The following is a 12,763-nucleotide window of genomic DNA, read 5'->3' on the forward strand; positions in this document are numbered from 1 at the left end:
TGGTTATTTAACCATAGGTAAATATCACTATTCAGTCAAAAAGATATGGATGTCCTGATCTTTTTTCTTGATCAAACTGGGAGTCAGTGAACGTTTAGCTGTTTCCTGTGGGCTCACCAGCAAAGGACCTTGCCGTAGTTCGAAAACCAAAGGGATCAATATAGCGATCAGTAATGAGTTTTTAGCTAGACAAGGTTTGATATCATTAAAGGATCTGTGGATTAATATTCACTATTCATCATAAGATGAACCGCCCTGTGCGGAGCCGCATGCAGGGTGGTGTGGGGGCTGGAGGTTAGATACCTCCGGCTACCCGATTATGTTCTTTTTATACATTTTCAAAGAAAGTATTATCTTTCATAGTTTTTAATATGGTGTTTTTTTGTAAATGATGCTCCAGAATCGTATCAATTTGGCTAAGGATACTATCCCCCATATTTTTCCTATATTCTACGCCCTCTTTACTCTTCATTTTCATTTGTACCGCCATATATGAAGGGTACTGCTCGCCCTTAAACCCCTCATGTCTATTAGACCAAAATAAACTCGCACTCAAAGAAGATTTAACAGTTAAATATGCATAACCCCGTAAAATTGATTCCCGCACCTCTGTTTTCCATACATAGGGAGTTTCAATACCCATTTTTTTACAAAAAAATAAATGTAGGTATTCATTTCTTATCACTGGATGTGGGTGGCTACCTTTCACTGCGTTTAAATTAGTTTCATACTTCCCAGTATAAAATCGATTAAACATGCACGTTATAGAGCATAATAATAAATAGAATGAATTAGGCGTATTTAAGTTTTCTCTGTTCAAATACTGCAGAGTTAAATCTAGACCTTCTATATCCGCAAGAATTTCTCGCGCTTGGCCTTTTAAGTCTTGAACATCCGAAACAGTTTCTATCTCATAAAAGACAATACGGTCAGTGGATTTATCCTTTAATTTATAATGACACTGAATCAAATGTGATAATTCATGAAAGAACACCCACAGAAGCATCATTTCAAACATATGAAATCTTGCAGGCACTGTTTTTCTTAACACTTCATGTTTAACATCTTTCAGTTGTTTTTCTAGCTTATCCTCTGCCACTCTTAACCAAGTATCAGCATACACTTTAGTGATAGGGCTAAGATCTTCAGGCACAATGGATGGAATCCCAGATTCAAATTTGAAAGACGTTTCTTTAAAAGAATCCCAACTTTCATTACTAAAAGTATCAGTAGTTTGGTGTACTTTCTCCGTATACACTGGAAATGTTAAACAGTCCCTATATATTTCATGAATCATTCCCATGTTAATGATGATTTCCGGATTTAATGGCTTTGATAACAGAACTTTTGCCCCCGCATTTACAGAAGTAGCTAAAGGCATTGTTATTGATAACTTTCCCCCTAAAGGTTCAAAAATAAATTTATTTGACCAATCACAAGCTTTATCTAGTATTTGTCCAGATAGTGTGTCGATAAGATCAAGGGTTATACAGTCATCTTCTTTTTGGGTCTCTGATGCAGTCATTATAGTTGAGGCTCATTTAAGGTAACACTGGAACATAACAGCATATTAGCTTACAAAAAGCCATATTTCAGGAGGAAATATGGCATCAATTAATAGATTAAAAATAGATTAAAAATAGATTTATATTACGTTAATTCAACAGTAAAACAAGAAATTACAATTAAAAGATAAAGTTTACATCATGCAGAAACACGACGATTTGCAATAATTACGGTGGGAATACGGCAATATCAAAAAAAAACATGTAATTGGTATAAGTATATAAAAGCCTAAGCTGCTACGTACCTCATAACAATATAGAGACTCAATAGAAAGAAGCAATTCTCTTTGTCTCTTTCTGAGTTAGCCGAACAAAGCACTTTTCAGACATAAAAAAACCCGCAAGCTTTTTGATAAGCGTTGCGGGTTTTCCCGTACCTTGACGGTACTTAATGTGGCGGAGAACAAGAGATTCGAACTCTCGAAGGGTTGCCCCTTACACACTTTCCAGGCGTGCGCCTTCAGCCACTCGGCCAATTCTCCGTAAATTTTAAAACTGCTCATTAATCATACTGGAAGTGCGTATGTATTATGTAAGCGGAGCGCATGATAGTTAACTCGGTGCTTTAAATCAACTATTAACGCTCTTTTTTCAGATATTTATGCTATTTCTTGACGTAAATAAACAGCGGCACCTAATAACCCAGGATTTTCATGAGTGATTAAATAAGTGGGTACTGTTTTCAAATACTTTGAAAAACGCCCTTTTGCTTCAAAAAATGTGCGGAATTCACTATTTTGGAAGAAATCAATAAAGCGAGGAACAATACCGCCCGCAATATAAACACCGCCCTTACAATCTAGATTAAGCGCAAGGTTACCAGCAAAGCCACCCATTGCTTGGCAAAATAGTGTCAATGTTTGTACCGCTATTTCACATTCGTCAGCTAATGCTGATTTAGTAATTTCAGCAGGTTCAAAAAACTCAGGTTGCTTACCCGCAAGACGACATAATGCATGGTAAATATTCACTAAACCTTGGCCTGATAATAAGCGTTCATTAGAGACATGACCAAACTGACCTTGTAAAAGCAGCAATACGTCTGCTTGTTGAGAAGTGTTCGGTGCAAAACTGGTATGACCGCCCTCTCCATCTAAACTTACCCATTTTTGATCGTGTTTAATAAGATGGGATACGCCTAATCCCGTGCCAGGGCCAAAAATAGCTTTCACGGCATTAGTGACTTCTACGCCACCACCAATCTGAATTTTTTGTTTGTCTTCAACAAATGGGACAGCCAATGAAATAGCAGTGTAATCATTGATAACATAGAGTGTTTTTAACGCTAGCTTTTGTTGTAACTCGCTTTTTGAGAACTGCCAGCTCAAGTTGGTCATACTGACTAAATCATCTTCAACTGGGCAGGCAATGCCAACACAAAGGTGACTAACAGGATCTGATAAAGTAGCAAAATATTGCACTAATGCAGATTCTAAAGTGATAAATTGTGCACATGGATACTCTCTTACTTTAGACATTTCACCATTGGCGATATCTAACACTGCTAAACGTATATTGGTGCCACCGACATCTGCAACAACTGATAACATGGTTCTGCTCCTACACTTTTTAAGTTTCTTTGATCAAGAGGCAGATCAGCCTCTCAGTTTTTTTTATTTTAGCCTTTTTTATTTGATCTAAAACATTGTTTTTATGTAATAAAATGACAAGAAAATCAGGCTACTTTATAATCCATTAAGAATTTAAACGATTTTCTTGTAGTTTTATTTCATTTCTAGTTACAAATGTTCTTACTAGACACTAATCGCCTCATTACTACTGAGTGAACAATATAATGAATACTTTAGAGTTAATTAAAAAAAATCTCGATACATTTAGTAAATCTGAACGCAAAGTAGCAGAAGCTATTTTGGCGTCTCCGCAAACAGCAATTCATTCTAGCATTGCTAATCTAGCAAAAATTGCAGAAGTCAGTGAGCCGACTGTTAATCGTTTTTGCCGTCGCTTAGACACTAAGGGTTTCCCTGATTTTAAACTACATTTAGCACAAAGTTTAGCGAATGGTACCCCATATGTGAACCGTAATGTGAATGAAGATGATGGACCTGAAGCTTATACTTCAAAAATATTTGAGTCCACAATGGCATGTTTAAATGCAGCGAAGAACGGATTAGATATTAATTTAATCAATCGTGCTGTGGATGTGCTGACACAAGCGAATAAAATATCTTTCTTTGGTTTAGGGGCTTCTTCATCAGTTGCACATGATGCCCTTAATAAGTTTTTCCGTTTTAATATTCCGGTATCGTGTTTTGATGATGTGGTGATGCAACGCATGAGCTGCATTAACTGCACTGAGGGCGATGTGATTGTTTTGATCTCTCATACTGGGCGCACTAAACCCTTGGTCGAAGTTGCTCAACTTGCACGTGAAAATGATGCCTTTGTGATTGCATTAACAGCTGCTGATTCGCCGTTAGCTGAGCAAAGTAATTTAGTGTTATCGCTTGGTGTGCCTGAGGATACCGACATTTATATGCCTATGTCATCACGCATTGCACAGCTGGTATTAATTGATGTATTGACCACTGGGTTTACCTTACGCCGTGGCGCTAAATTTAGAGATAATTTAAAACGTGTTAAAGCGGGTATTAAAGATTCTCGCTTTGAAAAAACAGAAGATTAGGCACTTGTTTATCTTGTAAACTATCACTCGTTTCGATGTGATTCGTTTGCAAGTTAACTTCCCTAACAATCACTATTAACCATGATAATATAAGTTGTAATCGAAAGTTCATTAACCTGCTTTATTCTTATCTTTTTTATTTTTAACAGGAGTTAACATGGCAAGACGTACCAAAATCGTAACCACTTTAGGCCCCGCCACGGATCGCGGTAATAATTTAGAGCAGATTATTGCAGCTGGCGCTAATATGGTTAGAATGAATTTCTCTCACGGAGAAGCGGCAGATCACGTAAAACGAGCCCAACAAGTCAGAGAGATCGCGGCTAGATTAGGTAAAGAAGTGGCTATTATGGGTGATTTACAAGGCCCTAAAATTCGCGTATCTACTTTTGAGAACAACAAAATAGTATTGGCTGTTGGTGATAAATTTACGTTCGATAGTGATATTGAAAAAGGCCAAGGCAACCAGCAACAAGTTGGTCTTGATTACAAAACATTACCGCAGGAAGTTGATACCGGCGATGTATTGTTATTAGATGATGGCCGTGTTCAACTAAAAGTTGAATCTGTTGAAGGTAATAAAGTACATACGGTTGTTACCATTGGTGGACCTTTATCTAACAATAAAGGTATTAACAAACAAGGTGGTGGTTTATCTGCCGCGGCGTTAACAGATAAAGATAAAAAAGATATTTTTACCGCTGCTGAAATTGGTTGTGATTACCTTGCTGTTTCATTTCCACGTAATGGAGCAGATCTACATTACGCACGAAAATTAGCACAGGAAGCTGGCTGTTTTGCAAAAATTGTCGCTAAAGTAGAACGTGCTGAAGCCGTTGAAACAAAAGAAGCCTTAGAAGATATTATTTTAGCGTCTGACGTTGTGATGGTTGCCCGTGGCGATTTAGGTGTTGAAATTGGTGACGCTCGTTTAGTTGGCGTACAAAAAGATATGATCCGCACGGCGCGTCGTTTGAACCGAGTGGTGATCACCGCAACACAAATGATGGAATCAATGGTCAGTGCTCCGATGCCGACACGTGCAGAAGTAATGGATGTGGCCAATGCCGTGTTAGATGGCACTGATGCAGTCATGTTATCGGGCGAAACGGCAGCAGGAGATTATCCTGTTGAAACGGTTAAGGCGATGAGTGAAGTTTGTATTGGCGCTGAAAAACACCCAAGCATTAATGTTTCAAACCACCGTATTAACTATACTTTTGATGATCCAGGTGAAGCTTTAGCGATGACCACTATGTATGCAGCGAACCATACTAATGGCGTGAAGGCGATTGTTGCTTTAACAGCTTCTGGTTCTACTCCACTATTAATGTCTCGTTTAAGCTCAGGTTTGCCAATTTATGCATTATCAAGCAATCAACAAACATTAAATTACTGTGCTTTATACCGTGGTGTAACACCGGTTAAATTTGACTCTACTACCACAAACAGTATTGAGTTCATTGCTAATGCGCTAGAAACGCTTAAGTCATCGGGATTAATTAAAATCGGTGATCTTATTTTATTAACGCACGGCGATAATGTTAAACAAGGTTTCACCAATACTTGTAAGATTATTAAAGTTGAATAACGTTTAAACTTATTAAAGTAAATAAAAAGCCGCTTACTTGTTAACATTTTTTGTTAGCAATAAGCGGCTTTTTTGTTAGGCGTCATCCTGTTGAGGGTCGTATAACGTAATTGAGTATCAGCAGTTCACGACTATCAATAACGTTGGATAAACCCAACAAAATTATCCCTTCGGTGCAGTTTCAACAAATATTGGATCAGTATTAGCCAAGGTTAATAGTTGTTGTAAATGAGGGTAATCGTTCAACGATAAAAGTTCACGATAAGTGGCCCAATCAACAAAAGCGGCCAGCCTAACTTCTGCATGGGTTAACGGTAATGCTTGGCTAAACTTTTTGTTATTAATCGCAACTAACCCAGATTCAATACGCTGTTGTTGACGCGTTAAATAGATACTTTTTTCTGGTGTAATACCATCAAACTTAGCGAGCATAAATAAGTTTACGTAGGCATCAAGCAAGGTATTTGCCATATGGTATAGCTCAACTTCCTCTACGTCGTTTAAGAACTCTTCTCCTGCTACCTCATAAATATGCGTTAAAATTGACGTTGAATCAGTTAACTGTAATTCACAATCTATCAATAAAGGCACTTTCTTAGTCGGGGATAATTCTGCACTTTGTGTTGCATCAATTTCAATAAATTTAAAATCTAACTCGGTTTGTAAAAATGCAATACGACAATGGCGGACAAAAGGTGAAGTGTAACTACCGTATAATTCCATGGGGATCCCTAAAGTATAAATAAACTAAAATAAGTGCAGTGATTAACGCTGCCATGTTCTTAAATCAACCGTGTTTCAACATTAAACATGCTTTATTGCTTGCTCATTGTTAATAAAGTAACACCTTGAAAAACTTACTTTATGGGCAGAATATAGATTAGTCAACTAACAGTGAATGTTTATAATTGTGGGTTAAAGTAATTGGTTGGAATTATGGGTTAGGAATATGGGTAAAGATTATGGGTTGGAATAAGTATTCATTTAATATATTGCTAAAATCAGTACCAAAAGGAGTACGTTGTATTTTTAAGCACGGATATTTTTACTTCAATGCTCACCATCTAGTGAAAATGGCGATTAACAAACAAAGATGATCTCTTTTTAGCTCGTTGCGATCTTTACGCTCTTCATGTCACAACATCAATTCTTACACCCTCTATAAAGTTTGCATTATCGTATCGCGTCCCTAATACAATGAAGAGTGCTGTAAGAATATGTATGAGGGAAAATGAGCTGAAATTCAAACTCTTTATGCCTTTGATGATAACCACCAACAAAAGCAAAGAAATAGGTACAAGATTAGCGAGCTAAATAGGCTCGCTAACAGAACAGCAAGCAGTGAAAGTTAAATAGGTAGCACCCTATTGCGACCTAATCGTTTAGCTTTATACAAATAGTCATCCGCACGTGCAATTAATTCGGTGATGCTCTCACCCGATTTACTCTCAACAACACCAAATGACGCGGTGATATTATTGATCATTTGTCCTGAACGTTTATCTTTTAAGGTCAGTTTTTCAAACTGCTTACGTGTGGTTTCGGCAAATTGTCGTGCGATTCGTACATTTGTTTTGGGCAACAGCATCACAAACTCTTCACCACCAAATCGATAAGCCGTACTGCCATTGCGCATGCCATCATTTATTTTTCGACCTACCGCTTTTAAAACTTGGTCCCCTAATAAATGTCCCCAAGTATCATTGAATTTTTTAAAATGGTCGATATCACAAAGAATAAGGCATAAACCTTTGGTATCGGCTTTTAAATAAGCAGATAACTCCGTATCAAAGGCATTACGGTTGAATAATCCCGTTAAAGAATCATACATAGCGGCATGACGAGTTTGAACTAGTTGCTCTTTTAATGAATCTATTTCACTTTTTGCTACGGATAAACTATTACCAAAAAATCGCGTTGCATTACGCATTTGTTTAGCATCTTTTTCTAGGTTCTTTAATAATCCAATCACTTCATCAATTGACCAGCCTTCTTCTTCCACTTTGCTGATATTGGCAACGGTCTTTTCAAAGGATTCTTGAAATTGGTTGGTATCAGAGTGAGTATCGATAATTGACTTATCGAGTTGGATCATCATTTTTTCAATAGAGGTGCGTAGCTGTAACGTCGCGTTTTCTTCTTCTGAACGAATATGCTCACGATATAGTGATTCAGCTTGGATAGGAGGGCAATTTTCATTGTTTGCTAATAGATTATCCATTGACTCTTTTAAGGCAATATTTTTTTCTGCCGCATAATGATACCAAAGCGCGTAATTACTCGGTGTAGTCGGTACCGAGTATTTCATCATCAGTGGTAACGCTTTTTTTAAATTCTTTGCAGATTCAATCATTAATTCTTTGGTCATCAGGGCAGTTTCTTATCAGGTCATTGATTATAGTGGGCTAAAGTATAGATGGGATTAAGGAAAATAAATTATTCGGCATCAATAAGAGAACGTATCAGATCACATTTTTAATCATAATTCGCCTTAATTATCGGCGGAAAAATGGTTTTATAGGTATTAAGCGATAATACACCATCAACTTTGCCCATTGCCGTTCAAATTACAAAAGCTAATAAGCAATTAGCGATCCCCTTACTTCCCATTCATTGATTTAAATTAGCTAACTTATATTTGCTTACTTAAATTAACTAACAGGAAGTCTTGGCCCCCTTTTTTGCTTTAATTTAACATTTTCTGATCTGGTTCAGTAAATCTTAGTACATGTCGATTTACAACAGAATATAAAGCAAGTACCCTTGCCGCCTTGCGCGTAAATGCGCTATTAACCTTAGCTTTTAATGCTAATAAACTTAACAAAGGTAAACAGTGTGACAAAAAAAAAATCATTTACGTTCGCGACGATTTTGACGTTTATTATTCCCTCTTTAATTGGTTTGTTATTATTTATGACGCCTATTAATTACGATAATGCGTTAACTATCCCTATCGCTATTGTCTCCAAAGCGCTACAAGCGTTTCTAGGAGATTCTGCGGCATTGATCGTAACCTTAGTGGTGCTTACTACCGCAGTTTTAAGTTTATTATGTAAATTAATTAAACCTGCTTTTTTAGCAAAGAATCAATTTTTAAATGGATTATTAAATGTTAGCCCAGCTTGGTTGTTAGTACGTGTATTAGGTGCCATTTTTATTACCCTAACCTATTGGCAAGTTGGCCCAGAAATGATCAACTCTGGTAATACAGGTGCTTTAGTGCTGAACGACCTGTTACCCATTTTGCTTTGTGTATTTATTTTTGCTGGTTTGTTACTACCTTTATTGCTTAATTTTGGCTTGTTAGAATTATTCGGCACCTTATTAACCAAAATTATGCGCCCTGTATTTAATTTACCAGGTCGAAGTGCTATTGACTGTATGGCATCTTGGTTAGGTGACGGCAGTGTCGGTATTCTATTAACAAGTAAACAATATGAATCACGTTTTTATACGCAACGTGAAGCGGCAGTGATTGGTACAACGTTCTCTGCAGTATCGATTACCTTCTCATTGGTGGTGATTGCACAAGTTAAATTAGAATACTTATTTTTACCTTTTTATCTTTCTGTATGTGCTGCAGGTTTAGTTGCTGCTATCGTGGTGCCTAAATTACCGCCTTTATGCTTTAAAAAAGACACTTATATTGATGGCTCTTCGCGTCACGAAAATGATGAAAAAACGCCTGAAGGTCATCATGTTTTATCGTGGGGATTGCATCAAGCATTAGAGCGTGCAGAACATTCAAAAGGGGTTAAACATACACTACTAGATGGCTTAAAAAATGTTATTGATATGGTCTTTGGTGTGATCCCGGTAATCATGGCCATTGGTACTGTTGCTTTAATTATTGCTGAATATACGCCTATCTTTAACTATTTAGGCATGCCGTTTATTCCACTACTTGAGTTATTACAAATACCAGAAGCTGAACAAGCTTCAACTACTATTGTGGTGGGTTTTGCTGATATGTTCATCCCTTCAATTTTGGCTGCTTCAATCGAATCTGATATGACGCGCTTTATCATTGCAGCGATGTCGGTAACACAATTAATTTATATGAGTGAAGTTGGTGCGCTGCTTATTGGTAGTAAAATTCCAATTAATATTGCTGAATTGTTTATGATTTTTATTCTACGTACCTTAGTGACTTTACCGGTCATTGCAGGCATTGCACACCTTATTTTTTAATTGACTAGGCTAAGAAAATAAAATGGATATTGCACTATACCTGCACGCGATGACTGGTTTATTGGTTATTATCGATCCGATTGGGTCGGCGCTTATTTTTAATTCGCTAACCTCGGGTAGTGATCAAAAATTCCGTAATTTAATGGCCATCAAGTCAGTCGCAATCAGTGGTGTTACATTGATTTTATTTGGCAATTACGGTGAAGCCCTATTTTATCACTTGGGTATTAATATTAATTCCCTGCGTATCTCTGGCGGTTTATTACTTTTTTATACCGCCTTTATCATGATCACCCAGGAACTAAAATTTGCTAAAACCGATAAAGATGCGGATATTTCAGTTTTCCCAATGTCTATTCCATTATTAGCAGGCCCTGGCACACTTACCTTAGCCATTTTATTATTCTCGCAAAATACTCAAGGTAACTCAGTCGTGACGGTGAGTGCCGCTATCATTAGTGTTTTATTGATCACTCTGGTGGGTATGATGATGTCAAAGTACTTGAAAAAGTTCATTGGCAAAACGGGTGATGAAATATTGCGTCGTTTCTTAGGCGTGATTCTTGCCGCGTTGGCGATTCAATTTATCTATGAAGGCGTGCGTAATATTTCAATGTAATAGCAGTCGATTGCCTGTCATGCACAAAACCCACGCAAGATTACAGTTCTAATATTGCTGATGGATGTCGCTCGATTAGAGTTTAAACTGCGTATTCCTGAAGAGTTACAAGTGATTGGTTTTGATGATATACCTCACACAGAATGGCTCAATTATCAACTCACTAGTTTTCAGCAAGACTTTAGCCGCTTATCCGGTGAGTCGGTAAAAATCATTGTAGAACAAATTGCAGAACAGAGCGCTAGCTTAGTAAAACTCATGATTCCAATAAAATTTATAGAACGTAATACGACGAAGAAGAAAAATCATAATATTATTTGAGGCCTAGCTTCATTGCACTATAAAGTCGCCTATGACTATCCTTCAAATTTACCGAAGCTATACTTGAATTCAAAATCCAACTATTGAAGATGAGATCCACAGTTCCCCCAAGGGGAGCGCTCAAATCAACCTGAGAGTAGACAATCATAGTGTGATTAATTGATTTCACTACCCTAGCAGTATAAACCCTAATTTATTGCCAAATGCTGCATAGCGTAGTCGATAAAAACTCTGAGCCTAGTTGGCATATATTTAGTTTGGGCATACTGAAGTGCAATGATCCCCTGATAATTACTCTTAATCGTCCAGTCGCAGAGAACCTCAGTAACATTTCCTTTGCTTATTGCTTCCTGCACCACAAAATCAGGGAAAATACCGATACCTAAGCCATTAATAACTCCGTTTAAGCGCATCTGAGAGTGGTTGACTGCGTAGCGTCCTGAAACTGACACTGTATGGGATTCATCGCCTTTAATAAAATCCCAGATGTGGTCGGTTTCATTTTCAGCTAAATATAGACAATCGTGCTCTGTTAATTGTTCAGGGTGGGATGGAACCCCTTTCTCTTTTAGGTAATCAGGGCTTGCACATAGCACTAAGTTGGTTTTACCAATCTCTTTTAGAACCAAATTTTCATCAGGTTTATCGGTAAGAAGAAAGGCAATATCGATCCCCGTTGTAAAAATATCGATTGCCCCATCAATAGCACGTAACTTGAGCTGAATCTGCGGATACTGCTTTAAAAATGGTATGACAAAAGGCTGTAACACCACATTTAAAAATGCCTCAGGCGCGGCAACGGTTATTGAGCCAGCAGGCTTATGATGGATGACACTTGATATTTCAACCGCTTGCTGTGCAGCATTAACCATAGAAATGCATTGATCATAAATCTTCTTTCCTGCTTCGGTAATGATCAGTTTTCTGGTCGTTCGTTCAAAGAGTTTAACAGATAAGGCTTTTTCTAGCCGGGTAACTGTTTTACTCAGCGCTGAAGGTGTGACATTTAGTTTTTTAGCCGCAGCAGTAAAGCTTCTCTCCTGAACAACAAGAGTAAAACTAGCAAGGTCGGGTAATAAGGCGATCAGTTTTTGAGATATTATCATTCCATTTGTGCCTTTTTTTCACTAATGCTTTTCCATCTATAGGGATAATACTCTTATATCGAATCAATTAGAATGTATTTACGGTGTAAATGATTCTATAGCTTGTTCGGGTTTATTTCATAACAATCTGTTTTTATTAAATGTTTAAAAGGAATATGCTCATGACCTCTACCTTTTATAATCAAATCAATAATCAGATAAAAGACCTAAAATTAGAAGGCCTATATAAACGTGAGCGCGTTATTACTTCAGCTCAAAATGCCGCTGTTTCTATCTCTACAGATGAAGAGTTTTTAAACTTCTACGCTAATAACTACTTAGGTTTAGCAAATCATCCCTCTTTAATCGAAACAGCTAAGAAGTGGCTATATGAGCAAGGTTTTGGTATGGCATCCGTACGCTTTATTTGTGATACGCAAGATAAGCATAAGCAATTAGAAGCTAAGTTATCAGCATTTTTAGGGATGGAAGATACTATCTTGTATACCTCTTGCTTTGATGCAAATACGGGGTTATTTAAAACTATTTTAGATGCAAACGATGCGATTATCTCCGATTCACTTAATCACGCATCAACCATTGATGGTGTTCGTTTATGTAAAGCGAAACGTTTACCGTTATGCAAATAATGATATGGTAGAATTAGATCAACAATTAATTGCTGCAACTGAAGTTGGTGCTCGTCATAAAAGGCTTAAATGGCGACGACTTCAATAGTTGCAA

The 12,763-nt window shown here is 37.3% G+C and carries 10 protein-coding genes, 1 tRNA gene and 1 pseudogene; 6 read left to right on the forward strand and 6 right to left on the reverse strand.

Going from position 1 to position 12,763, the window contains the following annotated elements; all coding sequences use genetic code 11:
- Positions 1-328 precede the first annotated feature (328 nt).
- From H592_RS0101020 to H592_RS0101030, 3 genes are all read right to left on the reverse strand, one after another.
- Positions 329-1,525, reverse strand: a complete 1,197-nt coding sequence (locus tag H592_RS0101020; RefSeq protein WP_028867095.1) for a hypothetical protein — start codon at positions 1,523-1,525, stop codon at positions 329-331.
- Positions 1,526-1,959: 434 nt separating this feature from the next.
- Positions 1,960-2,047: transfer RNA gene (locus H592_RS0101025), tRNA-Ser, on the reverse strand.
- 117 nt (positions 2,048-2,164) lie between these two features.
- The gene (locus H592_RS0101030) at positions 2,165-3,115 is read right to left on the reverse strand and encodes a glucokinase (protein ID WP_028867096.1); all 951 of its coding nucleotides are present in this window, start codon (positions 3,113-3,115) and stop codon (positions 2,165-2,167) included.
- 245 nt (positions 3,116-3,360) lie between these two features.
- On the opposite strand from H592_RS0101030, the gene H592_RS0101035 reads away from it, so the two are divergent.
- Together H592_RS0101035 and pyk are read left to right on the forward strand one after the other, a co-directional pair.
- Positions 3,361-4,212 (forward strand): MurR/RpiR family transcriptional regulator, encoded by an 852-nt coding sequence (locus H592_RS0101035; RefSeq protein ID WP_028867097.1) that lies wholly within the window; start codon positions 3,361-3,363, stop codon positions 4,210-4,212.
- A gap of 157 nt (positions 4,213-4,369) precedes the next feature.
- The gene (pyk, locus tag H592_RS0101040; RefSeq protein ID WP_028867098.1) at positions 4,370-5,803 is read left to right on the forward strand and encodes a pyruvate kinase; all 1,434 of its coding nucleotides are present in this window, start codon (positions 4,370-4,372) and stop codon (positions 5,801-5,803) included.
- Between the two features lie 162 nt (positions 5,804-5,965).
- Here the strand turns inward: pyk and H592_RS0101045 are convergent, their stop codons facing one another.
- Positions 5,966-6,526 (reverse strand): glutathione S-transferase family protein, encoded by a 561-nt coding sequence (locus H592_RS0101045; protein ID WP_028867099.1) that lies wholly within the window; start codon positions 6,524-6,526, stop codon positions 5,966-5,968.
- A 625-nt stretch (positions 6,527-7,151) separates the two neighbouring features.
- Positions 7,152-8,171, reverse strand: coding sequence for a GGDEF domain-containing protein (locus H592_RS0101050; RefSeq protein ID WP_028867100.1), 1,020 nt, complete (start codon positions 8,169-8,171; stop codon positions 7,152-7,154).
- A gap of 437 nt (positions 8,172-8,608) precedes the next feature.
- Between H592_RS0101050 and H592_RS0101055 the strand changes: the two genes are divergently transcribed.
- Genes H592_RS0101055 through H592_RS0101065 form a run of 3 tightly spaced genes read left to right on the forward strand, consistent with a single transcriptional unit; the run spans position 8,609 to position 10,934 of the window.
- Positions 8,609-9,994, forward strand: a complete 1,386-nt coding sequence (locus H592_RS0101055; protein WP_037070670.1) for a YjiH family protein — start codon at positions 8,609-8,611, stop codon at positions 9,992-9,994.
- A 22-nt stretch (positions 9,995-10,016) separates the two neighbouring features.
- The gene (locus tag H592_RS0101060) at positions 10,017-10,613 is read left to right on the forward strand and encodes a MarC family protein (RefSeq protein WP_028867102.1); all 597 of its coding nucleotides are present in this window, start codon (positions 10,017-10,019) and stop codon (positions 10,611-10,613) included.
- Positions 10,614-10,673: 60 nt separating this feature from the next.
- Positions 10,674-10,934 carry a substrate-binding domain-containing protein gene (locus tag H592_RS0101065; RefSeq protein ID WP_028867103.1) on the forward strand — a complete coding sequence of 87 codons (261 nt, stop codon included), beginning with the start codon at positions 10,674-10,676 and terminating at the stop codon, positions 10,932-10,934.
- A gap of 188 nt (positions 10,935-11,122) precedes the next feature.
- On the opposite strand, the gene H592_RS0101070 is transcribed toward H592_RS0101065, so the two are convergent.
- Complete coding sequence (locus tag H592_RS0101070) at positions 11,123-12,040, reverse strand: LysR family transcriptional regulator (RefSeq protein ID WP_084296170.1); 918 nt, start codon at positions 12,038-12,040, stop codon at positions 11,123-11,125.
- 161 nt (positions 12,041-12,201) lie between these two features.
- Here H592_RS0101070 and H592_RS21260 point away from each other — a divergent pair.
- Positions 12,202-12,727 (forward strand): annotated as a pseudogene (locus H592_RS21260) (aminotransferase class I/II-fold pyridoxal phosphate-dependent enzyme); the annotation flags it as partial.
- Between the last annotated feature and the right edge of the window lie 36 nt (positions 12,728-12,763).

This window comes from Psychromonas arctica DSM 14288 (genome assembly GCF_000482725.1).
Taxonomy (GTDB): domain Bacteria; phylum Pseudomonadota; class Gammaproteobacteria; order Enterobacterales; family Psychromonadaceae; genus Psychromonas; species Psychromonas arctica.

Bases quoted from the DNA above. Each gene is read 5' to 3' on its own strand.
- H592_RS0101050 (WP_028867100.1), bottom strand. From the start codon at position 8,171: ATGACCAAAGAATTAATGATTGAATCTGCAAAGAATTTAAAAAAAGCG.
- pyk (WP_028867098.1), top strand. From the start codon at position 4,370: ATGGCAAGACGTACCAAAATCGTAACCACTTTAGGCCCCGCCACGGAT.
- H592_RS0101070 (WP_084296170.1), bottom strand. From the start codon at position 12,040: ATGATAATATCTCAAAAACTGATCGCCTTATTACCCGACCTTGCTAGT.
- H592_RS0101060 (WP_028867102.1), top strand. From the start codon at position 10,017: ATGGATATTGCACTATACCTGCACGCGATGACTGGTTTATTGGTTATT.
- H592_RS0101055 (WP_037070670.1), top strand. From the start codon at position 8,609: ATGCTAATAAACTTAACAAAGGTAAACAGTGTGACAAAAAAAAAATCA.
- H592_RS0101030 (WP_028867096.1), bottom strand. From the start codon at position 3,115: ATGTTATCAGTTGTTGCAGATGTCGGTGGCACCAATATACGTTTAGCA.
- H592_RS0101035 (WP_028867097.1), top strand. From the start codon at position 3,361: ATGAATACTTTAGAGTTAATTAAAAAAAATCTCGATACATTTAGTAAA.
- H592_RS0101065 (WP_028867103.1), top strand. From the start codon at position 10,674: ATGGATGTCGCTCGATTAGAGTTTAAACTGCGTATTCCTGAAGAGTTA.
- H592_RS0101020 (WP_028867095.1), bottom strand. From the start codon at position 1,525: ATGACTGCATCAGAGACCCAAAAAGAAGATGACTGTATAACCCTTGAT.
- H592_RS0101045 (WP_028867099.1), bottom strand. From the start codon at position 6,526: ATGGAATTATACGGTAGTTACACTTCACCTTTTGTCCGCCATTGTCGT.